This is a genomic window from Streptomyces sp. NPDC001351, assembly GCF_042896045.1.
Classification (GTDB): domain Bacteria; phylum Actinomycetota; class Actinomycetes; order Streptomycetales; family Streptomycetaceae; genus Streptomyces.
This window is the reverse complement of the sequence record NZ_JBIAWS010000021.1, coordinates 110,863-134,530: the sequence shown is the minus strand read 5'-3', so window position 1 is coordinate 134,530 and position 23,668 is coordinate 110,863. Positions and strand designations below refer to the sequence as shown.

Sequence of the window (23,668 nt, the reverse complement as noted above, 5' to 3'; positions counted from 1 at the left end):
TTGAAACGGTCCCGCGAGAAGGCCGCGTCCGAGCTGTTCGCCGCCCTCTATCCGCGTCTCGCCGGCTGGTGCCGCCGGCTGGTCGACGACGACGAGACGGCCCATGAGATCGCCTCGGAGGCGTTCACCCGGCTCTGGGCCCGCTGGACGTCCGTCGCGGAGCCGCGCGGATTCCTCTACGTCACCGCGGCCAACCTCGTCCGGGACCACTGGCGCAAGCTGGAGCGCGAACGAAGAGCCGTGCGCCGGGCGACCACGGAGGCCGCGGTGGCCCCGCACCCCGAACAGACGGACCCCTCGGTACGGCTGCTCGTGCAGTCCCTCCCGGAACGACTGCGCGTCCCGATCCTGCTGCACTACTACGCTGACATGCCGATCCGGGAGGTGTCCGTGCTGACCGGACGCAAGGAAGGAACCGTCAAGGCCGACCTCCACACGGCCCGCGAACTGCTCCGCGCCCACCTGAGGAGAAGCCTTGATCACACACTCTGACGAGGGCCCGGACTTCGACCCCGACGACCCGCTCACCGTCCTCCTGCGGCCCCCCGCCGAGTATCTCGGCGCACCCCCCGGCCGCTACGAGGAGATCCGCCGCGGCGCGACGCGCCGCCGCCTGTTGCGTGCGGCCGCCGGAGCGGCCCTGACCTGCGGTGTCGCCGCTCTCGTAGCGCTGCCCCTGCATCTGACCGCCTCCGACGGCCCGGCCTCCCCGGTGGTCCCTCTCGCCCCGCCGCCCGCGAGCAGCCCCTCGACGCTGCCGCCGTCGACGAAGGCACCCGCCCCGGTCACTCCCACTCCCAGTGCCAGTCCCTCCACGGTCCCCAGCCGACCGCCGGCTCCCCGAACCGGCCAGCCGTCGGCAAGCTCCGTCCCGACGGTCGCGCAGTCGGCCCGAATCGGAGGTGCCATCCCCTCCCGCAGGTGAACGACAGCAATTTTGAACACGTTCAACTCGGGCGTACGCTGCTGCCATGAGCGACAGAGCCGCCCTGTTGAAGGGCATTCGCGTCTGGCTGGTCTTCTTCGTCGTCTGCCTGGTGCTCAGCGGCGCCACGGCCTTCCCGCTGGTCCATGAACTGCGCTGGACCGAGGACCTGTTGAGGTCGCTCTCCGTTCCCGACCACGTGCCCGCCCTCATGGACTGGATCGAGCGCGTCCGGCGCGGACTCGACACCGCCGACGCCGACTACCCCTTCCTGCTCTACGGCACGGACTGGCTCGCCTTCGCCCACCTCGTCATCGCCGTCGCCTTCTACGGCCCCTACCGCGACCCGGTCCGCAACGTCTGGGTCGTCGAGTTCGCGATGATCGCCTGCGCCGGGATCATCCCGCTCGCCCTGATCTGCGGGCCGCTCCGGGGGATCCCCTTCTGGTGGTCGGTGATCGACATGTCGTTCGGGGTCTTCGGGGTGATCCCGCTGTACGTCGTACGGAAGAAGATCAAGCGGCTCGAGGAGCTCACCGGCCCGAACACCTCCCCGGCGCTCGCTGCTTGAGCGCCGCGAGCGCGATCCGCCGGCGCGCCGGCCGCCACGCGCCCGCCGCGGTCGTCGTCGACACGGGCCCGGAATCGGGCATCGGCCGCCCGTCCGCTCGCCGGGTCCTGCAGGCCCGTGCTGCCGCACCGCCTGCTCCCGGTGCCACCGACCGTCGGCCCGGGCTCGCCGAAAAAGTGTTATCCCGCCCGTCTCCACCGCGTCTCCTCTCGCGTCCCGCATTCCCCTCACACCCGGGAGCCCCCACATGCCCCGCCTGCACCCGGCGTCCACTGTGATCCCCGACATAGCCACCACCCCCGGTACGGCTGAGAAGGTGCGGTCGGACGGCATATGACCCGGGAGAGGACGTACGTGGACGAGAGGGCCGGGCATCAGTGGCGTGCCACCATCGCGGCCGCACAGGCCGGTGACCGGCAGGCGCTGGACGATCTCGTCGCGGGCTGGCTGCCGTTGGTCTACAACGTCGTCGGGCGTGCCCTGAACGGTCATGCCGACGTCGACGACGTCGTCCAGGAGACCATGCTGCGCGCCGTCGACAACCTCGGCTCGCTCCGCGACCCGGACAGCTTCCGGTCCTGGCTGATGGCCATCGCCATGCGGCAGATACGGGACCGGGCGCGCCGCAGGTCCCCGCGGCAGCTGGACGAGGGCGCCGCCCGGGAGGCCACCGACTTCGCCGAACTCACCGTGCTGCGGCTCCAGTTGGAGGGACAGCGGCGCGAGGTCGCGGAGGCGGTGCGCTGGCTGGACGACGAGGACCGGCAGCTGGTGTCGCTGTGGTGGCTCGAGGTCGCGGGCGAGCTGACCCGGCGGGAGCTGGCCGCGGCCGTCGGCATCAGCCGGCGGCACGCAGCCGTACGCGTCCAGCGGATGAAGGAGCGGTTGGAGACTTCCCGTGGCATCGTGCGTGCGCTCGACGGAGCATGCCCGCAGCTGCGGGAGCTGACCGGCCGCTGGGACGGGCGGCCCGACTCGGTCTGGCGCAAGCGGCTGGCCCGGCACATCAGGGGCTGCGCCTACTGCGGCGACGCGCGCGAGTCCGTCGTACCGGCGGAAAGGCTCCTGGTCGGCATCGCGCTGGTCCCGCTCCCCGTCGGCTTCACGCTCTCGCTGGCCCTCAGCGGCAAGACGGCCGTGGCCGCCGGCTCGGTCGGCTGGTCCGCCAAGGTGCTCGGCGTCCTGACCAAGCCCGCCGTCGCCGTCACGGCGAGCGCGACCATCGTCGCGGGCGGCGCCTATGTCGTCACACACACTCCGCACCCCCCGCCCCCGCGCGCCTCCAGCACCCCCACGGCGTCGAGCACCCACCGTCCGCCGCCCCCCTCCGCTTCGCCCAGGACCTCCCCGTCCGTGTCGCCGTCCCCATCCCCGTCCCCGTCGGTGACGAAGGAGAAGACCGAGCTCTACGGCAGCGTCGTCGACGCCGTGGACAAGGCACCCGCCCCGGACAGACCGCCCGCCGCGCTCCCGCACCGGCCCGCGTCCGGCATCACCAGCACCGGCGGCGCGCACGCCCAGCTGAACCACCGAGGGGACACCGTCACGCTCACCGGCCAGGGCTATGTCCAGGTCCGCTGGCAGGTCGCGCCGCAGTACCGGCCCGGCAGCCTGGTCCCGCCGAGCTGGACCGGCCTCAAGGGAAAGCTCTTCCACGTGGCCTCGGGCGGCGGCCGCCGCATGGACGACCGCGTCAGCAGCACCGACCCCACGGCCACCGGTATGGGCAGCAGGGCGACCGGCTTCGCCGTCCTGCCGCCCGGCACCCAGCAAATGTGGCAGAACGAGTATTTCTATGTCGACGGCCGCGTCACCCTCACCGTGAACGAACGCGGCGCCGACTACAACCTGTACGTCTCCCCGACCACCTGGGACGCGGCGGAGAACGACGTCAGGACCGGCCCGGACCAGGGCGTGACCCGCTACGGCCTGGTCCGCGACACCGGCAGGGACGACACCCCGGTCCCGCAGTACGCCACCCGCGCGACCCCGTCCGACCCGGCGACGGTGGCCCAGCGCTCACGGGTGTAGCCGGTCAGCCGCCGCCCCGCAGGGCGCACAGGACGTCCACGCGGTTGGTCGTGATCGAGTCGACGCCGAGGTCGATGAGGCGGCGCATGGAACGGCGGGTGTCCGGGGTCCAGACGGACAGCAGATACCCGTCGTGGTGGACGCGGGCGGCCAGGTCGCGGTCCACCAGCGAGAAGCGGTAGTTGAGCCAACGCGGCTTCACCGCCGCGAGCAGCGCGGGGCGCGGCGGCGCCAGGCTGGTGCAGGTCAGAGCGATCTCGGCGGACGTGTCGGCGGCGCGGACGGCGAGCATCGCGGTGGCGTCGGCGCAGTAGTAGACACGGTCCGCCGCGCCCGCCTCCCGCACGGTGTCCACGATGCGGCGCGCCTCCCGGACGTCCCGAGTCCCGGGCAGGTCAAGCATCAGCCGGGTGCCGTCGGTGGCGGCCAGCGCCTCCGCGAGCGTCGGCACCCCGCCGTCCGTGAGACCGCGCACCTCGGCCGCGGACAGCGAGCGCAGCGGCCGCTCGTGCTCCCACAGCCGTTTCAGCGTCTCGTCGTGCAGGAGCACGGGGACGCCGTCCTTGGTCAGCCGTACGTCGATCTCGACCGCGTCCGCGCCCTGCCGGAGCGCGGAACGCAGCGAGTCGATCGTGTTCTCGCGGACGCGGTAGGGGTCGCCGCGATGGGCCACGGCGGTCACGTTCTGCATGGCCCCATTGTGGAGGTCGTCGCTCTGGAGGGTCTCAGGGGGCGAGCCAGGCCGAGGTGTAGGAGTCGATCTCGTCCCGGATTGCGGCCTTGCCGGGCTCGTCGAGGAAGGAGGCGTCGACGGCGCTCCTGGCCAGCGCGGCGAGGCCCTGCGCGTCGAGGTTCAACAGGCGGGCGGCGACGGCGTACTCGTTGTTGAGGTCGGTGCCGAACATCGGCGGATCGTCGGAGTTGATGGTGACGACGACCCCGGCCTTCACGAACTCCTTGATCGGGTGCTCGTCGAGGCTGCGGACCGCGCGGGTGGCGATGTTGGAGGTCGGGCAGACCTCCAGCGGGATCCGGTGCTCGGCGAGGTGCGCGAGGAGCTTCGGGTCCTGGAAGGAGTGGGTGCCGTGCCCGATGCGCTCGGCCCGCAGATGGGTGAGCGCGTCCCACACCGTCTCCGGTCCCGTGGTCTCGCCGGCGTGCGGCACGGAGCGCAGCCCCGCCGCGATCGCCCGGTCGAAGTACGGCTTGAACTGCGGCCGCTCCACTCCGATCTCGGGCCCGCCGAGCCCGAACGACACCAGGCCCTCCGGCCGCAGCCGGTCGTCGGTGGCGAGGCGTGTCGTCTCCTCGGCGGCCTCGAGACCTGCCTCGCCGGGGATGTCGAAGCACCAGCGCAGCACCGTGCCGAACTCGGCCTCCGCCGCCTTCCGCGCGTCCTCGATGGCGTCCATGAAGGCGCGCTCGTCGATGTTGCGGCGGGTCGAGGACCACGGCGTGACGGTCAGCTCGGCGTAGCGCACCTGCTGCCGGGCCAGGTCCCGGGCCACCTCGTACGTCAGCAGCCGTACGTCCTCCGGGGTGCGGATGAGGTCCACCACGGACAGATACACCTCGATGAAGTGGGCGAAGTCCGTGAAGGTGAAGTAGTCGACCAGGGCCTCGGGGTCGGTGGGCACCTTGGAGTCGGGGTGCCGCGCGGCCAGCTCCGCGACGATCCGGGGGGAGGCGGAGCCGACATGGTGCACATGCAGTTCGGCCTTGGGCAGTCCGGCGATGAAGGCGTGCAGGTCGCGCGGCGCGGCGGCGAATGCACCCAGGTGCTGGGTCAAGGGTTCCTCCCCGGAACGGCGCCCCGGGGCGGCTGGCCCGAGCGGGACGCGGGTGATCGGCTGATCGGTGGGTCGGGATCATCGTAGGACGGGTCCGGGGCGGGGGTGCGGCCGGAGTGGGCGCCGGTGACCGGCCTGGCGGCGGACCTGCCGTGACGAGGCTCTACGATGGCGTGACGGTCGACCGAGGGGGACAGGGACGTGGCGGACCAGATACAGCCGCGCGGGGGCGCAGGAGCAGAACACGACCCGTGGGCGCCGCCCGAGCGCAAGACCTCGCTGGAGAAGGGCGGGCAGCCGGCCGCGGCCGGGCAGCAGCCTCTCCCGCAGGACCGGCAGCCCGCACCTCAGCAGCCCGCGGCGCAGCCGCCGCAGGTGCACGACCAGGCCACGGTGACGTCCCTGCCGGGCGACGGCTTCGCCCCGCCCGGATTCGGCGCCCCCGGCTCCGCCCCGTCCGGGGCGGATGGCTGGTCCGAGTCCGCCGTGCCGCCCCCGCCGATAGCGCCCACCGGCCCCGGCATCGGCCCGCAGGGCCCGGCGGCACCCGGCGGATACGGCTACCCCGCCTACCCGCAGGGCTACGGCTGGCCTGGTATGCAGCCGTACCCGCAGAATGGCATGGGCACCGCGGCGATGGTGCTGGGCATCCTGTCCTGCTGCCTGTTCTGCATCTACGGCATCGTCTCCGTCGTGCTCGGTGTCCTCGCGGTCGTCTTCGGCATCAAGGGGAAGCAGCGGGCGGACCGGGGCGAGGCCACCAACCGCGGTCAGGCCCAGGCGGGCTTCATCACGGGCATCGTCGGGATCGTCATCGGCATCGCCACGATGGTCCTGATGATCATCGCGATCGTCGCCGCCGTGCACGACGAGAGGAACAACGTGGACGACGGCCCCTCGTACAACTCCGCCCCCAGCCTGTCGGCACCCCGGGTGGCAGGCAGCTGACACCGGCCACCCGGCCCGTCCCGCTACACCTGCCTCGCCCGGCTCGTCCCGTCCCGCGGGTCTGGCCCGGCCGCGCGCCTGCCTCGCTTGGCTCGTCTCGTTCGGCCGCGCGGCCGGCTTGGCTCGTCCGGCCGCCCGTCTCGTCGGGCCGCGCGGCCGGCTTGGGCCGTCCGGCCTGTCCCGCCTGGCTGCACGCCAGCCGTGCCCGGCTGCCTGCCTCGCCCTGCTCGTCTCAGTCGGGCCCGTCTCGTCGGGCCGCGCGGCCGGCTTGGGCCGTCCGGCCTGTCCTGCCCGGCTGCACGCCAGCCGTGCCCGGCTGCCTGCCTCGCCCTGCTCGTCTCAATCGGGCCGCGCGACCGGCTTGGCTCGTCCGGCCCGGCTGCACGCCTGCCCCGGCTGGCCGGTCGCCTCGCCCTGCCCGCCTGTCCGACCCGGCTGCGCCTGCCCCTCCCGGCTCCGCCCCTCCCGGCTGCGCCTGCCCCTCCCGGCTGCGCCCCTCCCGGCTTCGCCCTGCTCGGGCGGGCCCGATCACTTCTCCCGCAATCGCTCCCGCGCTTCCATCAAGGCGAAGCCCAGCAGATTCGGCCCTCGCCAGCGCTCGGGGTCGGTCGCCGCCTCGTCGTCCGTCGCGAGGCCGATGCCCCATACCCGGTCCACGGGGCTCGCCTCGACCAGCACCCGATCGCCCGTGTTCACGAGGAACTCCCGCAGATCCGCGTGCGCGGCGAACTTGTGGACGCTGCCCTCGAGCACGATGCCGAAGCGCTCGCGCTCCCATATCCCCTCGTCGAAGCCGCGCACCAGCCGCCCCGCCTTCTTGGCCTGGGACGGATGCCGCGCGGCCAGCACCCGCCGCTCCGCCTGCGCGTCCTCGAACAGCCGCGCCTTGGCCGCCATCATCCAGTGCTCGGCGGTCGCGTAATCCACCCCGTCCACTGTGAACGGTGACGGCCACCACTGGCTCAGACAGCTCGGCCCCACCCGGCCGTCCGCCCGCGCCCGGTGACCCCAGAAATGCAGGTACTTGACCCTGACCCCGGCGCGGACCGCCCCGACCAGCGCCTCCCGGGAGTCGATCCTCCCCGTGATCTCCTCCACCGGCTCCTCCGTGAATTCCCCCGTGATCTTTTCCATGCATGCGAGTCTCGCAGCCACCACTGACACTCCGTCCCCCCTTTTCCAAGCTCACTCGACACCTGGTCGACAGATTCCGTCGCGTAACCGAAAGGCAACAACGGAATCCCTTGTGGGGGTGCCATAGCTCTGTCAGGATCGGCACTCAAATCGAGCTGGAGCTACGCCACCCGCCCCCTGGAGTCACGGGGCGACGGCGGAGGAGAGCGACATGCAGAACCCGGGCACCGCCACCCCGGAACGATTCCCCGCACAGGACCGCCTCGCGGACGGCGCGCAGTTCATCGCGGGCCGCCTGACGAAGGGCACCTCCGGCCGTACGCACGCGGTCGTCGACCCGTCGACGGGCGAGGAGGTGTACACATACGAACTCGCCGGCCCCGACGACGTCGACGCGGCCGTGGCCGCCGCGCGCGAGGCCTTCCCCGGCTGGGCCGCCACCACCCCCGGCGAGCGCTCCGACGCGTTGCACCGCTTCGCCGCCGTAGTCGCGGACCGCGCCGAGGACTTCGCCCGCGCGGAGAGCCTGCAGTGCGGCAAGCCGCTGAAGCTGACGCGCGAGTTCGACGTCCCGGGCACCATCGACAACACCGCCTTCTTCGCGGGCGCCGCCCGGCATCTGCAGGGGCAGTCCGCCGGTGAGTACTCCGGGGACCACACCTCGTACGTACGCCGTGAACCCATTGGTGTCGTCGGGTCGATCGCGCCCTGGAACTACCCCCTCCAGATGGCCGCCTGGAAGATCCTCCCGGCGATCGCCGCGGGCAACACGATCGTGCTGAAGCCCGCCGAGCTGACCCCGCTCACCTCACTGCTGTTCGCGCAGGCCGCCACCGACGCCGGCATTCCGGACGGTGTCATCAACATCGTCACCGGTACCGGCAAGGAGGCCGGCGAGCGTCTCGTCGGGCATCCCGACGTGGCCATGACCTCCTTCACCGGCTCCACCGCCGTCGGCAAGCGCGTGGCCGAGATCGCCACCGCCACCGTCAAGCGCCTCCACCTGGAGCTCGGCGGCAAGGCGCCCTTCGTCGTCTTCGACGACGCCGACCTGGACGCCGCCGTCAACGGCGCGGTCGCGGGCGCGCTCATCAACACCGGACAGGACTGCACGGCCGCCACGCGCGCGTACGTGCAGCGCCCGCTCTACGAGGCGTTCGTCGAGCGGACCGCCGCCCTGATGGAGACCGTCCGGCTCGGCGACCCCTTCGCCGCCGGCACCGACCTCGGCCCGCTGATCTCGCACGTCCAGCGCGACCGCGTCGCCGGTTTCGTCGACCGGGCGCGCTCCTACGCGCGCGTGGTGAGCGGCGGCGAGGCCCCCAAGGGCGAGCTCGAGAACGGCGCCTACTACCGGCCCACCCTGGTCGCCGACGCCGCGCAGGACAGCGAGATCGTCCAGTCGGAGATCTTCGGACCGGTTCTGGTGGTCCTGCCCTTCGACAGCGATGACGAGGGAATCAGGCTCGCCAACGACACCCCTTACGGACTCGCCGCCTCCGCCTGGAGCCGCGACGTCTACCGGGCGAACCGCGCCACCCGCGAGATCAAGGCGGGCTGCGTATGGGTCAACGACCACATCCCGATCATCAGCGAGATGCCGCACGGCGGCTACAAGGCGTCCGGCTTCGGCAAGGACATGTCCGCGTACTCGTTCGAGGAGTACACGCAGATCAAGCACGTCATGTTCGACAACACGGCGGTGGCCGCGAAGGACTGGCACCGCACCGTCTTCGGGGACCGCTAGCAGACCGGCCGCACGACCGGCGGCCACACTCCCGAAAGGGCACCACGCGCATGGAGCAGTACGAGCCCGACCGCCCGACGCCGGCCGTGGCGGCCGCTATGCGGCGCAGCCTGAGCAACGGCCGGGCTGCGATGACCCGGCGGTCCCTGATGCGCGCCTCCGCGGGCGGCGCGCTCACCGCCGGGGGCCTCGCGGCGCTGAGCGCCTGCGGGATCCCCGCAGCGGGCAAGACACAGGGCGGTGTGTCCGCCGACGACCACTCGGCGAAGGAGAAGGTGATCGACTTCTCCAACTGGCCCGAGTACATCGACGTGGACGACAGCGGCAAGCACCGCCCGACGCTGGACGCGTTCACCAAGCGAACCGGCATCCAGGTCAAGTACACCGAGGACATCAACGACAACGACGAGTTCTTCGGCAAGATCCAGCCGCAGCTCGCCGCGGGCCAGGACACCGGCCGTGACCTCGTCGTCCTCACCGACTGGCTGGCCGCCCGCATGATCCGCCTGGGCTACGTCCAGAAACTGGACGCCTCCAACCTGCCGCACGCCTTCGCCAACCTGTCGGACCAGTTCCGCAGCCCCGACTGGGACCCCGGGCGCGCCTACTCGTACCCCTGGCAGGGCATCTCGACCGTCATCGCCTACAACAAGAAGGCACTTGACGGCATAGAGGTGAAGTCGGTCTCCGACCTGCTCGACAACCCCAAGCTCAAGGGCCGCGTCGGCTTCCTGACCGAGATGCGCGACAGCATCGGCATGACCATGCTCGACATGGGCAAGGACCCCGCGAAGTTCACCGACGACGACTACGACGCCGTGATCGCCCGCCTCCAGAAGGCCGTCGACAAGGGCCAGATCCGCCGCTTCACGGGCAACGACTACACGTCGGACCTCACCAAGGGCGACTTCGCCGCGTGTGTCGCCTGGGGCGGCGACATCGTCCAGCTGCAGGCGGACAACCCGAACGTCGGCTACGTCATCCCCGACAGCGGCTACATGACGTCGACCGACAACATGCTGATCCCCAACAAGGCCCGTCACAAGACGAACGCCGAGCGGCTCATCGACTACTACTACGAGCCGGAGCCGGCCGCCGAACTCGCCGCGTACATCAACTACGTGAGCCCGGTCGCGGGAGTGGTGCCCTACCTTGCCAAGATCGACAAGTCGGCGGCGAGCAACCCGCTCATCGTCCCCGACAAGGCCATGCAGGCCAAGTCCCACGCCTTCCGCTCGCTGAGCTCGAAGGAAGAGACGGCCTACCAGCAGAAGTTCGCGAAGCTCACAGGGGCGTGACGAAGATGACGACAGACAACAGCGGCGACGTCCGCCTCTCGGGCATCAGCAAGACCTACGGCTCCTTCACCGCCGTACACCCGCTCGACCTGACCGTGCCGCAGGGCTCCTTCTTCGCCCTGCTCGGCGCCTCCGGCTGCGGCAAGACCACCACCCTGCGCATGATCGCCGGCCTGGAGGAGCCCAGCAGCGGCACCGTCCACCTCGGCGACCAGGAGGTCACGCATCTGCCGCCGTACAAGCGGCCGGTGAACACGGTCTTCCAGTCCTACGCCCTCTTCCCGCACCTCGACATCTTCGAGAACGTCGCCTTCGGCCTGCGCCGGCGCGGCATCAAGTCGGTGAAGAAGCAGGTCGAGGACATGCTGGAGCTGGTCCAGCTCGGCGAGCAGGCCCGCAAGAAACCGCACCAGCTCTCCGGCGGCCAGCAGCAGCGCGTCGCCGTCGCCCGCGCCCTGATCAACCACCCCAAGGTGCTCCTCCTCGACGAGCCCCTCGGCGCCCTCGACCTCAAGCTGCGCCGCCAGATGCAGCTGGAGCTCAAGCGCATCCAGACCGAGGTCGGCATCACCTTCATCCATGTCACGCACGACCAGGAGGAGGCCATGACCATGGCCGACACGGTCGCCGTGATGAACGCGGGCCGAGTCGAGCAGCTCGGCTCGCCCACCGACCTCTACGAGAACCCGAACACCACCTTCGTCGCCAACTTCCTCGGCACTTCCAACCTCATCGAGGCCGAGGTCGACACCAAGAACGGCGACGACATCGTCCTCAAGGCGGGCGGCGGCAAGCTGGTGCTGCCCGAGGCGCGATGTTCCGCGCCGACGACGACCGGCGGCAAGGTCCTGGTCGGCGTCCGCCCGGAGAAGATCTCCCTCACCCATGCCGACGACGCCGGCGAGATCGCCGAGGGCCGCAACCGCATCACCGGCAGGATCGCCGACTCCAGCTTCATCGGTGTCTCCACGCAGTACGTCATCGACAGCCCCGTCTGCCCCGAGTTCGAGGTGTACGCGCAGAACATCGACCGCGACGCCCGGCTGGTGCCCGGCGCCGAGGTCGTCCTGCACTGGAACCCGGCCCACACCTTCGGCCTCGACGCGGCGCAGGACATCGACGCGGGTGTCGCCGAGGTCGAGGAGGACGCCGCCTGATGGCCGCCGTCACCGAGGCGCCACCCCTGGCGCCCGCCCCCGAGACCAAGCCCCCGCGCAAACGCGGCCGCCTGGTGCCGTACTGGCTTCTGCTCCCCGGCATCCTCTGGCTGATCGTCTTCTTCGCGCTGCCGATGATCTACCAGGCCTCCACGTCCGTACAGACGGGCTCCCTGGAGGAGGGCTACAAGGTCACCTGGCACTTCGCCACCTACTGGGACGCGCTGTCCGAGTACTGGCCGCAGTTCGTGCGCTCGGTCCTGTACGCGGCCGCCGCGACCGTCCTGTGCCTGCTGCTGGGCTACCCGCTGGCGTATCTGATCGCCTTCCGGGCGGGCCGCTGGCGGAACCTGATCATGGTGCTGGTGATCGCGCCGTTCTTCACCAGCTTCCTGATCCGCACCCTCGCCTGGAAGACGATCCTCGCGGACAGCGGCCCGGTGGTGAGCACCCTCCACACGCTGCACGTCCTGGACGTCACCAACTGGCTCGGCTGGACCTCCGGCGACCGCGTCCTGGCCACCCCGCTCGCGGTGGTCTGCGGACTGACGTACAACTTCCTGCCGTTCATGATCCTGCCGCTCTACACCTCGCTGGAGCGCATCGACGGGCGGCTCCACGAGGCGGCCGGCGACCTGTACGCCAAGCCCTGGACCACCTTCCGCAAGGTCACCTTCCCGCTGTCGATGCCCGGCGTGGTCTCCGGCACGCTGCTGACCTTCATCCCGGCGGCCGGCGACTACGTCAACGCCGAACTGCTCGGCTCGACCGACACCCGCATGATCGGAAACGTCATCCAGACCCAGTTCCTGCGGATCCTGGACTATCCGACGGCGGCGGCCCTCTCCTTCATCCTCATGGCCGCGATCCTCCTCATGGTCACCTTCTACATTCGTAAGTCCGGGACGGAGGATCTGGTTTAAATGTCCGTCCTCAACTGGCTCAAGCGCCATCTCGTCGTCATCGCGGGACTGCTGACACTCGGATATCTCCTCCTCCCGAACGTCATTGTCACGGTGTTCTCCTTCAACAAGCCGAAGGGGCGCTTCAACTACCAGTGGCAGCAGTTCTCCACGGATGCCTGGAAGGATCCCTGCGGTGTCGCCGACATGTGCGGCTCGCTGTCGATCAGCCTCCAGATCGCCTTCTGGGCGACGATCGGCGCCACCGTCCTCGGCACGATGATCGCCTTCGCGCTGGTCCGCTACCGGTTCCGCGCGCGAGGCACGGTGAACTCGCTGATCTTCCTGCCGATGGCGATGCCCGAGGTCGTCATGGCGGCCTCGCTGCTCACCCTGTTCCTCAACCTGGGTGCCCAGCTGGGCTTCTGGACGATCCTCATCGCCCACATCATGTTCTGCCTCAGCTTCGTCGTCGTCGCCGTCAAGGCGCGCGTGATGTCGATGGACCCGCGCCTGGAGCAGGCGGCACAGGACCTCTACGCCGGCCCGGCGCAGACCTTCCTGCGCGTCACCCTGCCCATCGCGGCCCCCGGAATCGCCGCCGGTGCGCTGCTGTCCTTCGCGCTCTCCTTCGACGATTTCATCATCACCAATTTCAACGCGGGTTCGACCGTCACCTTCCCCATGTTCGTCTGGGGTTCGGCACAGCGTGGAACGCCCGTTCAGATCAATGTCATCGGTACGACAATGTTCCTCGTCGCCGTACTGTTGGTCCTTTCCTCGATGCTCATCGGAAATCGCCGCAACAAGCAAAAGGCGTAATCGCAGAAGCCCTGTAGGGAGTTGAAATCATGGCCCCAGGCGCCATGAACCGCTGGACAAAGTCTCTCTCCGACGCACAGCCGGTCCCGTACTGGCTGGAAGACCCCGGCAAGCCCCACCCCGAGCCCGCGCTCACCGGCGCCGAGACCTGCGATCTGCTGGTCGTCGGCGGCGGCTACAGCGGACTGTGGACCGCGCTCATCGCCAAGGAGCGCGACCCCGGACGGGATGTCGTCCTGCTGGAAGGCCGCGAGGCGGGCTGGGCCGCCTCGGGCCGCAACGGCGGCTTCTGCGCCGCCTCCCTCACCCACGGCCTGCCCAACGGCCTGACCCGCTGGCCCGACGAGATCCACAGACTGCAGGAACTGGGCGCCCGCAACCTCGACGAGATCGAGAAGGCGGTCGCCCGGCACTCCCTCGACTGCGACTTCGAGCGCACCGGGGAGATCGACGTCGCGACCGAGACCTACCAGGCGTGGGAACTGCGCGACTGGTACGAGGAGATGGAGCGCGAGGGCCTCGCCGAGGGCGTCGAGTTCCTGGACGCGGAAGCGGTACGGGAACAAGTCGACTCACCGACATTCCAGGCCGGCCTCTGGGACCGCCGTGGCGTCGCCATGCTCCACCCGGCGAAGCTCGCCTGGGGCCTCAAGCGCGCCTGTCTCGCGCTCGGCGTCCGCGTCTACGAGCACACCCCCGCCCTCACCCTGAAGCCGTACGGCGCCGGCATGGCCGTACGCACCCCCTACGGCTCCGTCCGCGCCCGCAAGGTCGCGCTCGGCACCAACATCTTCCCCAACCTGATCAAGCGCGTACGGGCCTACACCGTCCCGGTCTACGACTACGCGCTGATGACCGAGCCGCTCAGCGAGGAGCAGCTGGCGTCGATCGGCTGGAAGAACCGCCAGGGACTCGGGGACAGCGCCAACCAGTTCCACTACTTCCGGCTGTCCGCCGACAACCGCATCCTGTGGGGCGGTTACGACGCGATCCACCATTACGGCGGCCGGGTGCGCAGCGAGTACGACGACCGTCCGGAGACGTACGCCAAGCTCGCCGGGCACTTCTTCACCTGCTTCCCGCAGCTGGAGGGCGTCCGTTTCACGCATGCGTGGGGCGGGGCGATCGACACCTGCTCGCGTTTCTCGGCGTTCTTCGGCACCGCGCACCAGGGCAACGTCGCCTACGCGGCGGGCTACACGGGCCTCGGCGTGGGCGCCACCCGCTTCGGCGCCGAGGTGATGCTCGACCTGCTGGCAGGCGAGACCACGGAGCGGACCTCGCTGGAGATGGTCCGCAAGAAGCCGCTGCCGTTCCCGCCCGAACCCTTCGCCTGGACCGGCATCGCACTCACCAAGTGGTCCCTGGCCCGCGCGGACGCACACGGCGGCCGCCGCAACCTCTGGCTGCGGACGATGGACCGACTCGGGCTCGGATTCGACAGCTGAGAGACACCCGAGCCACGGTCATTGTGATCCAGCTCACTTAAACGGACCGGGAAAACCCGCGTAATGCCCGCCAGGAGACCTCCCTCTCTCCCGTGACGCGACCAGCGTCCAGGAGAGACAGGAGGTCTCCTCATGGCTGGGGCGAAAACGGCGGTCGAGTGGCTGGCGTCCGTTGCTCCGGATCCCGAGGCCTGCCGCTGGGAGTGGGAGCGCAATCCCCTGGGGATCGCGCTGCTGCCCGCGGGCAAGGCCTGGGACGTGCTCATCCTTCCGGCCGAGCTCGGCTATGCCACGCTCGACGTCCTCACCCGCTTCCTCGACCGGCCGGGCCCCGTCCTTGTCGACTTCGGGGACGCCCGCATGGGCTTCTTCGTGCCGCCCGGCACCGCGGCACGCTGGCTCGGCACCGGCATCCGTACGGCGGGGGCCGGCACCTGGATCGTGGTGCCGTACCCGGGCCGCTCGACCGGCGGCGTCCGCTGGCTGGTCCCGCCCGACGGCTCGGGCACCCTCACGGACCCCGCACTCCTCGAACTGGCGATGCACGAGGCGGCGGCGGGCCTGGCGCGCGAGGAGGACAGCTGACGGGCCACTGATGGCCAAAGGTCTACACAGATGGCATGCGTAGACGCTCAAGAAGACGGACTACTCGCAGTCACCGCTCTCGCGTCGGCCCCCGCGCGGCCGACGCGGACCAGGAACATCCACAGGGACGCGATCAGCACCGTGCACAGACACCAGCTGGCCACGACGTCCAGGGGCCAGTGATAGCCGCGCCGCACCAGCCCGAACCCGACGGCGAGATTGACGACGGCGCAGGCGGTGAGCAGCACACGACGGGCGTGCACCGCGCGCAGCCAGGGGAGCAGAAGCAGGGTCGCCGAGCCGTACGCGACGGCGGCCGTCGCGGTGTGGCCGGAAGGGTAGTAGCCGGTCGCCGGAGGTACGAGGGGGGTGCCCGGGCGGTCGATCAGTTCCTTGAGGGGGACGACCAAGCCGGGGACCAGCGCCATCAGCAGCGCGGCCGCGAGCGGCGGCAGCCACCAGCGGTACGTCCCGGCCGCACGGCCCCGCCAGGCCACGTACACCAGGACCACGGCGAGCACAGGCACCGCCACCCCGATGTCGCCCAGGTCGGCGAGGAGTTCCGAGAAGCGGTCGGGGTGCGCGAGGGCGCCACTGACCCGCCGGTCCAGGCCCAGCAGCAGGCCGTCCGACACGACCTGCCAGGTGATCAGCGCGAAGAGGAGGGCGGGAAGCCCGAGAAGAAGAAGAAAGGAGGCCGGCCGCCCCGGAACAGGGGGGGTAGTTCCGAGGCGGCCGATCAGATCGGATCGACGCCCACCCCGGGGGGTTTGGGGCGGGCGACTGTCCGATCGGTGAGGAGATCCGGAGCCGGAAGCTCCGTGTGTGTGCGCGAGGGCACGACCAGGTCGTAGCTGGGGAGGCCACGGCCTGAAATCGCCCACAGTCCCCTGTGAGCGGGGTGTATCTCTCATCTGGGTAGAACCTACGGCAGCAGGTGGGCGGAAGACAGACGGAATCGCGTCCCGCCATCCACCTCGCACACGTTCTTCACACGGCCTGACGCCGACCGCCCCGGCCCCGGAATCGCGAGGGATGCCAGGGCCGGGGCGGGTGATGCGCGGGGGACGCGCATCCTGTGCGTGAGCTGGGGGTTCCGCTTGGCTCAGATCCGCGCGAAGGCCTGCTCGATGATGTCGAGACCCTCGTTCAGGAGGTCCTCGCCGATGACCAGCGGAGGCAGGAAGCGGAGGACGTTGCCGTAGGTGCCACAGGTCAGGACCAGCAGGCCCTCGGCGTGGCAGGCCTTGGCCAGCGCGGCGGTCGCCTCCGGGTTCGGCTCCTTGGTCGTACGGTCCTTGACCAGCTCGATGGCGATCATGGCGCCGCGGCCGCGGACCTCACCGATGACCTCGAACTTCTCGGCCATGGCGCCGAGGCGGGCCTTCATGACCGCCTCGATGTTCTTCGCCCTGGCGTTGAGGTCGAGCTCCTTCATCGTCTCGATCGAGCCGAGCGCACCGGCGCAGGCGACGGGGTTGCCGCCGTAGGTGCCGCCCAGGCCGCCCGCGTGCGCGGCGTCCATGATCTCGGCGCGGCCCGTGACGGCGGCGAGCGGCAGACCGCCCGCGATGCCCTTCGCGGTGGTGATCAGGTCCGGGACGATCCCCTCGTCCTCGCACGCGAACCACTGGCCCGTACGGCAGAAGCCGGACTGGATCTCGTCGGCGACGAAGACGATGCCGTTGTCGGCGGCGAACTTCCGGATCGCGGGCAGGAAGCCCTTGGCGGGCTCGATGAAGCCACCCTCGCCGAGCACCGGCTCGATGATGATCGCGGCCACGTTGTCCGGGCCGACCTGCTTGCTGATCTGGTCGATGGCCTGCGCGGCGGCCTCGGGACCGGCGTTCTCCGGGCCGGTCGGCCAGCGGTAGCCGTAGGCGACGGGGACGCGGTAGACCTCGGGCGCGAACGGCCCGAAGCCGTGCTTGTACGGCATGTTCTTCGAGGTCAGCGCCATCGTCAGGTTGGTACGGCCGTGGTAGCCGTGGTCGAAGACGACGACGGCCTGGCGCTTGGTGTACGCGCGGGCGATCTTGACGGCGTTCTCGACGGCCTCGGCGCCGGAGTTGAACAGCGCGGACTTCTTGGCGTGGTCACCCGGGGTGAGCTCCGCGAGGGCCTCGGCGACCTCCACGTAGCCCTCGTACGGGGTGACCATGAAACAGGTGTGGGTGAAGTCGGCGAGCTGCGCGGAGGCCCGGCGTACGACGGCCTCGGCGGACGCGCCGACGGACGTCACCGCGATACCGGAGCCGAAGTCGATGAGCCGGTTTCCGTCGACGTCCTCGATGATCCCGCCGCCCGCGCGCGCGGTGAACACGGGCAGCACGGAGCCCACGCCCTGCGCGACCGCGGCGGTACGGCGGGCCTGCAGTTCCTGCGACTTCGGGCCGGGGATGGCGGTGACGATCCGGCGCTCCTGCGGAAGTGCACTCATGAGGGGCTCCTGGGGGTGTGCGGCCTTGCGGACTCTTGGCTTCCTTTCTCGCAGGTTAGGACCGGGAGAGGGGGGTGGGCATGCTCCATGTGGGCGCTGTCGGGGGTTCGGGTTTGTCCGCGGTGGACATGGCGGCCGGTGCGGGGCCCGGCCGCGTAAGCGGTGAACTCCCCGTGCCGGGGCGTTAGATTGACCGCTGACGGTGGACGGAACGGCTGGTCAGGGAGCGAGGGCGATGGACAGCGACGGGACGCAGGACACACGGGGTACGCATGCGAATCCTGTGCCGCGTCCGGCAGGTCCGCCGGAGGTACCGCCGAGGCACACGGCCGCCCCGGGCGTGCCGCCGCGGCCGGACGGCTCGGCGTTCCTGACGTGGCTCCGGGCGCCGCGCCCCGAGACACCGCCCGGCGTGTGGCGGTTCGGGCATCGGCCGCGGCCTCAGGAGGAGCCCGAACTCATCCCCGCCCGCCAGCTGGTCAGCGGCGCGGTGATCGCCTTCCTCGTCGGCTGGCTGATCTGGTCGCTGCTGTGGAACGGCTACCTCGGCGGCTGGTGGCTGCTCCCGCTGTACGCGATGATCCCCGACTCCTGGGCCCAGCCGCACAGCATCGCCTCGGTCGTGGTCGTCTACGCCTACTACGTGCTGATCGCCCTGGTCATCATGACCGGCGTCGGCAGGCTCGGCCGCTGGGGCGAGATCTGGCGCCGCTACGGCCCGCCCGCCTGGCGGCCGGCGGCGCCCCGCGCCGAGCGCCCGCCCGCCCCCGAACAGGACCCGGCCGAGTGGCCCCAGCTCCGCGCCGCCGGCGCCGCGGACGCAGCCGAGCGGCTCGCCACGGAGGCCCGGGCCGGGCTGATGCGGGACGTCGACCACGCCCGGATCGTGCGCGCCTGGCAGGGCGTGCGCACCGGTCGGCACACCCTCGCCGCGTTCACGGGCGCGGTGCTCAAGGACGGCGCCGCCGCCTGTCTGCACCCCTCCGGGGAACGCGACCTGCCGGCCCGGCTCGCCCGGCACGACCTGCTGACCGGTCAGGTACGGCTCGGCACGACCGCCGACGACCCCCGCAACCCGTACGCCTACCGGGGCGCCGGCCTCGCTCTCGGCCCCGATCTGCTCGGCACCTCCCTGCTCGCCGTCGGCCCGGCCGGCTCCGGCAAGACCGGGACCGTGGTGCGGCCGCTCGCCGAGTCGCTCTGTCTGCACGCCCTCGCCGGACGGGCCGCGGTCGTCGTGGTCGGCGCGGCGGGCGCGGGGCTCGGACCGGCCGACGCCTACGACGTCGTCGTACGGATCGGGAATCCGGAATCGGTGTACGACCTGGACCTGTACGGCGGGACGAGCGACCCGGACGAGGCCGCGGCCGTGTTGGCCGAGGCGCTGGTCGGGGACCTCGCCGATCCGCACCCGGGCAGTGACAGCCGCCGGTCCACGACCGTGCTCGCCCAGCTGCTCGGCCCCTTCCGGGCGGTCCACGGCCGCTTCCCCTCCGTGCCGGAGCTGCGGCAGCTGCTGGACGGAACGCCCGGGCCGCTGGAGGAGCTGCGTACGGCGCTGCAGGGTTCCGGGCAGGAGTCGCTGCTGCGGGAACTGGACGCTCGCGAGCGGCAGTTGGGGCACCCGGGGGATGTGGCGGCGGTGCTGGCGGACCGCGTGGCGCTGCTGGACCGGCCTGCCTTCGCGGGGTTCTTCGACACCTCCGGGCAGTCCAAGCCCTTCTCGCTCAAGGCCCTCGACCACCCGGTGCGGGTCCGCATCGACCTGCCCGAGCGCGGACACGCGGACGCCTCGCGGATGCTGGCGCGGCTGGTGCTCGCGCAGTTCACGGCGAGCGTGGCGGTACGCGAGGACCGGTCACTGTTCGCCTGCCTGGTGCTGGACGACGCGACGGGGGTGGTGACCCCCGAGGCGGTGCGCGGGATCCAGCGGCTGCGGTCCGGGAACGCGGGCGTCGTACTGACCCTGCGGACCCTGGACGACGTGCCGAGGCCGCTGCGCGGGCCGCTGCTCGGCTCCACCGGATGCCGTATGGCGCTGTCCGGGCTCACCCCGTGGGACGGGCAGGACTTCGCCGAGGTCTGGGGCAAGGAGTGGACCGAGGCACGGGACGTCACCGACCGGCAGATCATCGCCGAGACCCCGGCCGGCAAGGCCGTCCACATGCTCCGGCGCGTCATCACCGGCAAGGCGCCCACCGCGCGGGCCGTGACCGTCCGGCAGGTGGAACGGGAGCGGTGGTCGGCGTCCGAGCTGGCGCACGGGGTGCCGCCGGGGCATGCGGTGCTGTCGCTGACGACCGTGAAGGGCGAGCACGCACCGCCGCTGCTGGTGGATCTGAGGGGTTAGGTCTGGACTTCACAGGACCGGGTGACCGTACGGTGAGGCAGAATCGGCACAGGCCGTTCATACCGGGCGGCCAAAAGATCAAAAGGTTCGCCCGATCCCCGCAAACCTGACCTGAAGGCCTCATGCCCCCGACACTCGCCTCGCTCGTCCACCACTCCGCGCTCAAACTCACCGTGCGCGCGGGCGAGGACCGCCTCGACGTGCCGGTCCGCTGGGCGCACGTCAGCGAGCTCGCCGACCCCGTGCCGTACATGGAGGGCGGGGAGCTGCTGCTGATCACCGCGCTGAAGCTGGACGCGGAGGATCCGGAGGCGATGCGGCGGTATGTGAAGCGGCTGGTGGGGGCAGGAGTCGTCGGACTCGGCTTCGCCGTCGGGGTCAACTACGAGGAGATCCCGAAGGCGCTGGTCGACGCGGCGGAGGGCGAGGGCCTGCCGCTGCTGGAAGTGCCGCGGCGCACGCCCTTCCTCGCCATCAGCAAGGCCGTGTCCGCGGCGATCGCCGCCGATCAGTACCGGGCGGTGACGGCGGGCTTCGCCGCCCAGCGGGAACTGACCAGGCAGGCGCTGACCGGCGGACCCGAGGGAGTGCTGTCGGCACTCGCCTCGCAGGTCGACGGATGGGCCGCGCTGTACGACGCCTCGGGCGCCGTCGTCGCGACCGCACCGGAGTGGGCGGGGCGGCGGGCCGCGCGGCTGACGGCGGACGTGGAGCGGCTGCGGGAGCGACCCGCGCCGGCGTCCTCGGTGGTCGGACCCCCGGACAACGAGGACCGCGTCGAACTGCACTCGCTGGGGACGGGGCGGCGACCGCGGGCCGCGCTCGCGGTGGGGACGGCGGCCGCCCTCGGGACGGCGGAGCGGTATGCCGTCCACTCGGCGATCGCGCTGCTGACGCTGACGACGGAACGGTCCAGGTCGCTGCACGCCGCGGAACAGCGCATCGGTGCGGCGGTGCTGCGCATGCTGCTGGCGGGGGAGCCGGACCATGCGCGGGCCGTCGCGGGCCATCTGTACGGGGGGCTGTTGGACGCCCCCTTCCGGTTGATCATCGCGGAGTCGGCCGCGCGGGCCGCCGACGCGGGCGGCGATCCGCTGGCCGGGCTCGCCGAGATCGTGGAGTCGGCGGCCGCGCGGGCGGGGGAGGCCGTGCTGGTCGTACCCGAGGGGGAGCGGCTGGTCGTGCTGGCCGTGGACGGCGGTGCGGCGGTCACGGCGTGCGGGGAGTACGCGGCGGCGGTCGAGGCTCAGCGGGGCGGGGCGGAGGGGGCGCGGGACGCCGCCGGCGGTGAGGAGGACGGGCTGGTGGTCGGGCTGTCGGCGCCCGTGGGGCCGATCGCGGCCGGGGCGGCGTACAAGCAGGCCGAGCAGGCGTTGTCGGTGGCCCGGCGGCGGGGGCGGGTGTGCGTGGGGCACGAGCAGTTGGCGGCGGGGTCCGTGCTGCCGTTGCTGGCCGATGACGCGGTGAAGGCTTTCGCGGACGGGTTGCTGCGGGCGCTGTACGAGCATGACGCGACCGGGCGGGGGGATCTGGTGGCCTCGCTGCGGGCGTGGTTGTCGCGGCATGGGCAGTGGGATGCGGCGGCTGCGGATCTGGGGGTGCATCGGCACACGTTGCGCTACCGGATGCGGCGGGTGGAGGAGATTCTGGGGCGGTCGCTGGACGATCCGGATGTGCGGATGGAGCTGTGGCTGGCACTGAAGGCGACGTCGGCGGAGTAGCCACCACGGGGTTTCCTCGCCCCCTGGGGGCTGCCGCCCCCAGACCCCCGCTTCGGCCTGAACGGCCTCGTCCTCAAACGCCGGACGGGCTGATGAACCAGCCCCTCCGGCGTTTGAGGAGCGGGGGTCCGGGGGCTGGCCCCCGGGTCGGGACGGGTAGGGGCGGCGGGGGCGAAAAATCCGGCCGTGCTCGCTACCGCGCCAATCCGGCGCACCCTCGCCCCCGACCACTACACCCCGGCCAAACACACCCCCACCCCCGCCCCCCTACCGTGGAACCGAACCACCACCCTGCACACCCCCCAATGCGGAAGGGCCGGGACCCACATGACTTCCACCACCGCCTTCTGGCTCGCCGGCCGCCAGGCCACGGGCGAGGACACCTTCGACGTCACCTCCCCGTGGGACGGCCGCCTCGTCGGCAAGGTGAGCGTGCCGACCGACGCCCAGGTCGAAGAGGCCGTCGCCGCCGCCCACGCCGTCCGCGAGGACTTCGCCGCCACCCCGGCCCACGTCCGCGCGGCCGCCCTCGACCACGTCAGCCGCCGGCTCGCCGAGCGCACCGAGGAGATCGCTCAGCTGATCTCCGCCGAGAACGGCAAGCCGATCAAGTGGGCCCGCGGCGAGGTCGGCCGCGCCGTCTCCGTCTTCCGGTTCGCCGCCGAAGAGGCCCGCCGCTTCAACGGCGGCGAGGCCCAGCGTCTGGACACCGACGCCGGCGGCCAGGGCCGTCTCGCCCTCACCCGCCGCTTCCCCAAGGGCGTCGTCCTCGGCATCGCGCCCTTCAACTTCCCGCTCAACCTCTGCGCCCACAAGATCGCCCCGGCGATCGCGGCCGGCGCGCCGATCATCCTGAAGCCGGCGCCCGCCACCCCGCTCTCCGGCCTGATCATCGGTGACCTGCTCGCCGAGACGGACCTTCCGGCCGGCTCCTGGAGCATCCTCCCGGTCGCCAACGAAAAGATGCCCGCCCTGGTCCAGGACGAGCGCCTGCCGGTCATCTCCTTCACCGGTTCCGAGAAGGTCGGCTACGCGATCATGGACTCGGTGCCGCGCAAGCACTGCACCCTGGAGCTGGGCGGCAACGGCGCGGCCGTCGTCCTCGGCGACTACGCCTCCGACGCCGACCTCGACTGGGCCGCCACCCGCATCGCCACCTTCTCCAACTACCAGGGCGGCCAGTCCTGCATCTCCGTGCAGCGCGTCATCGCGGACGCGTCGGTCTACGACCGGCTGCTGCCGCGTATCGTCGCCGCCGTCGAGGCCCAGGTCACCGGCGATCCGGCCGACGACAAGACCGATGTCGGTCCGCTGGTCAGCGAGGATGCGGCCAAGCGCGTCGAGTCCTGGGTGAAGGAGGCCGTCGAGGCCGGTGCCACCCTGCTCACCGGCGGCGACCGTGACGGCGCCTCCTACGCGCCGACCGTCCTCACCGACGTACCGGCCGACACGACGATCTCCTGCGAGGAGGTCTTCGGGCCCGTCCTGACCGTGCAGAAGGTAGACGGCGAGGCCGAGGCCTTCGCCGCTGTCAACTCCTCCAAGTACGGCCTCCAGGCGGGCGTGTTCACGCACGACCTCCAGGTGGCCTTCCGGGCGCATCGTGCGCTGGAGGTGGGCGGCGTGGTCATCGGCGACGTCCCCTCCTACCGGGCCGACCAGATGCCGTACGGCGGCGCCAAGCAGTCCGGTGTGGGCCGTGAGGGCGTGAAGTTCGCGATGGACGACTACACGTACGAGCGGGTGCTGGTCCTCACCGGGCTCGCACTCTAGGCTCCTCCGAACCTCTAGCAAATGGG

At 71.3% G+C, this 23,668-nt stretch carries 19 protein-coding genes and 1 pseudogene; 15 read left to right on the top strand and 5 right to left on the bottom strand.

Going from position 1 to position 23,668, the window contains the following annotated elements; all coding sequences use genetic code 11:
* From ACFY1U_RS46510 to ACFY1U_RS46495, 4 genes are all read left to right on the top strand, one after another.
* Window positions 1-492 carry an RNA polymerase sigma factor gene (locus ACFY1U_RS46510; protein WP_115905582.1) on the top strand — a complete coding sequence of 164 codons (492 nt, stop codon included), beginning with the start codon at window positions 1-3 and terminating at the stop codon, window positions 490-492.
* Window positions 476-925, top strand: coding sequence for a hypothetical protein (locus ACFY1U_RS46505; protein ID WP_390700139.1), 450 nt, complete (start codon window positions 476-478; stop codon window positions 923-925). Before ACFY1U_RS46510 ends, ACFY1U_RS46505 begins: the two co-directional genes overlap by 17 nt.
* A 46-nt stretch (window positions 926-971) precedes the next feature.
* Window positions 972-1,496 (top strand): hypothetical protein, encoded by a 525-nt coding sequence (locus ACFY1U_RS46500; RefSeq protein ID WP_390700138.1) that lies wholly within the window; start codon window positions 972-974, stop codon window positions 1,494-1,496.
* 333 nt (window positions 1,497-1,829) lie between these two features.
* Window positions 1,830-3,527 (top strand): RNA polymerase sigma factor, encoded by a 1,698-nt coding sequence (locus ACFY1U_RS46495; protein WP_390700137.1) that lies wholly within the window; start codon window positions 1,830-1,832, stop codon window positions 3,525-3,527.
* 4 nt (window positions 3,528-3,531) lie between these two features.
* On the opposite strand, the gene ACFY1U_RS46490 is transcribed toward ACFY1U_RS46495, so the two are convergent.
* Both ACFY1U_RS46490 and ACFY1U_RS46485 read right to left on the bottom strand, forming a co-directional pair.
* Complete coding sequence (locus tag ACFY1U_RS46490; RefSeq protein ID WP_390700136.1) at window positions 3,532-4,218, bottom strand: glycerophosphodiester phosphodiesterase; 687 nt, start codon at window positions 4,216-4,218, stop codon at window positions 3,532-3,534.
* Window positions 4,219-4,252: 34 nt separating this feature from the next.
* Window positions 4,253-5,409: pseudogene (locus ACFY1U_RS46485) on the bottom strand (adenosine deaminase); the annotation flags it as partial.
* A gap of 109 nt (window positions 5,410-5,518) precedes the next feature.
* Here ACFY1U_RS46485 and ACFY1U_RS46480 point away from each other — a divergent pair.
* On the top strand, window positions 5,519-6,265 hold the full coding sequence (locus ACFY1U_RS46480) for a DUF4190 domain-containing protein (RefSeq protein ID WP_390700135.1): 747 nt from the start codon (window positions 5,519-5,521) through the stop codon (window positions 6,263-6,265).
* Window positions 6,266-6,793: 528 nt separating this feature from the next.
* Here ACFY1U_RS46480 and ACFY1U_RS46475 read toward each other — a convergent pair.
* On the bottom strand, window positions 6,794-7,399 hold the full coding sequence (locus ACFY1U_RS46475) for an NADAR family protein (RefSeq protein WP_390700134.1): 606 nt from the start codon (window positions 7,397-7,399) through the stop codon (window positions 6,794-6,796).
* A gap of 211 nt (window positions 7,400-7,610) precedes the next feature.
* Here ACFY1U_RS46475 and ACFY1U_RS46470 point away from each other — a divergent pair, with 211 nt between their 5' ends.
* The 7 genes from ACFY1U_RS46470 (at window position 7,611) to ACFY1U_RS46440 (ending at window position 15,358) form a co-directional block, all read left to right on the top strand.
* Window positions 7,611-9,146, top strand: a complete 1,536-nt coding sequence (locus tag ACFY1U_RS46470) for a gamma-aminobutyraldehyde dehydrogenase (RefSeq protein WP_390700133.1) — start codon at window positions 7,611-7,613, stop codon at window positions 9,144-9,146.
* A 50-nt stretch (window positions 9,147-9,196) separates the two neighbouring features.
* Window positions 9,197-10,444 carry a PotD/PotF family extracellular solute-binding protein gene (locus tag ACFY1U_RS46465; protein ID WP_390700132.1) on the top strand — a complete coding sequence of 416 codons (1,248 nt, stop codon included), beginning with the start codon at window positions 9,197-9,199 and terminating at the stop codon, window positions 10,442-10,444.
* Window positions 10,445-10,449: 5 nt separating this feature from the next.
* Complete coding sequence (locus ACFY1U_RS46460; protein ID WP_389078873.1) at window positions 10,450-11,601, top strand: ABC transporter ATP-binding protein; 1,152 nt, start codon at window positions 10,450-10,452, stop codon at window positions 11,599-11,601.
* Window positions 11,601-12,524, top strand: a complete 924-nt coding sequence (locus tag ACFY1U_RS46455) for an ABC transporter permease (protein ID WP_390700131.1) — start codon at window positions 11,601-11,603, stop codon at window positions 12,522-12,524. Before ACFY1U_RS46460 ends, ACFY1U_RS46455 begins: the two co-directional genes overlap by 1 nt.
* Window positions 12,525-13,325, top strand: a complete 801-nt coding sequence (locus ACFY1U_RS46450) for an ABC transporter permease (RefSeq protein WP_365832019.1) — start codon at window positions 12,525-12,527, stop codon at window positions 13,323-13,325.
* 29 nt (window positions 13,326-13,354) lie between these two features.
* Window positions 13,355-14,773: an NAD(P)/FAD-dependent oxidoreductase gene (locus ACFY1U_RS46445; RefSeq protein ID WP_390700130.1), complete on the top strand. Its 1,419-nt coding sequence runs from the start codon at window positions 13,355-13,357 to the stop codon at window positions 14,771-14,773.
* Between the two features lie 132 nt (window positions 14,774-14,905).
* A complete protein-coding gene (locus ACFY1U_RS46440) occupies window positions 14,906-15,358 on the top strand; it encodes a hypothetical protein (protein WP_390700129.1) in 453 nt (150 codons plus the stop codon).
* A gap of 47 nt (window positions 15,359-15,405) precedes the next feature.
* On the opposite strand, the gene ACFY1U_RS46435 is transcribed toward ACFY1U_RS46440, so the two are convergent.
* Both ACFY1U_RS46435 and gabT read right to left on the bottom strand, forming a co-directional pair.
* Window positions 15,406-16,242: a phosphatase PAP2 family protein gene (locus ACFY1U_RS46435; RefSeq protein WP_390700171.1), complete on the bottom strand. Its 837-nt coding sequence runs from the start codon at window positions 16,240-16,242 to the stop codon at window positions 15,406-15,408.
* Between the two features lie 221 nt (window positions 16,243-16,463).
* Entirely contained in the window at window positions 16,464-17,798 is a 1,335-nt protein-coding gene (gene gabT, locus ACFY1U_RS46430; protein WP_390700128.1) for a 4-aminobutyrate--2-oxoglutarate transaminase, read from the bottom strand.
* A gap of 235 nt (window positions 17,799-18,033) precedes the next feature.
* On the opposite strand from gabT, the gene ACFY1U_RS46425 reads away from it, so the two are divergent.
* The 3 genes from ACFY1U_RS46425 to ACFY1U_RS46415 all read left to right on the top strand — a co-directional run bounded on the left by ACFY1U_RS46425 (window position 18,034) and on the right by ACFY1U_RS46415 (window position 23,642).
* On the top strand, window positions 18,034-20,148 hold the full coding sequence (locus ACFY1U_RS46425; protein WP_390700127.1) for an ATP-binding protein: 2,115 nt from the start codon (window positions 18,034-18,036) through the stop codon (window positions 20,146-20,148).
* Between the two features lie 122 nt (window positions 20,149-20,270).
* The gene (locus ACFY1U_RS46420; protein WP_390700126.1) at window positions 20,271-21,869 is read left to right on the top strand and encodes a PucR family transcriptional regulator; all 1,599 of its coding nucleotides are present in this window, start codon (window positions 20,271-20,273) and stop codon (window positions 21,867-21,869) included.
* A gap of 327 nt (window positions 21,870-22,196) precedes the next feature.
* On the top strand, window positions 22,197-23,642 hold the full coding sequence (locus tag ACFY1U_RS46415) for an aldehyde dehydrogenase family protein (protein ID WP_390700125.1): 1,446 nt from the start codon (window positions 22,197-22,199) through the stop codon (window positions 23,640-23,642).
* The last annotated feature ends 26 nt before the right edge of the window (window positions 23,643-23,668 follow it).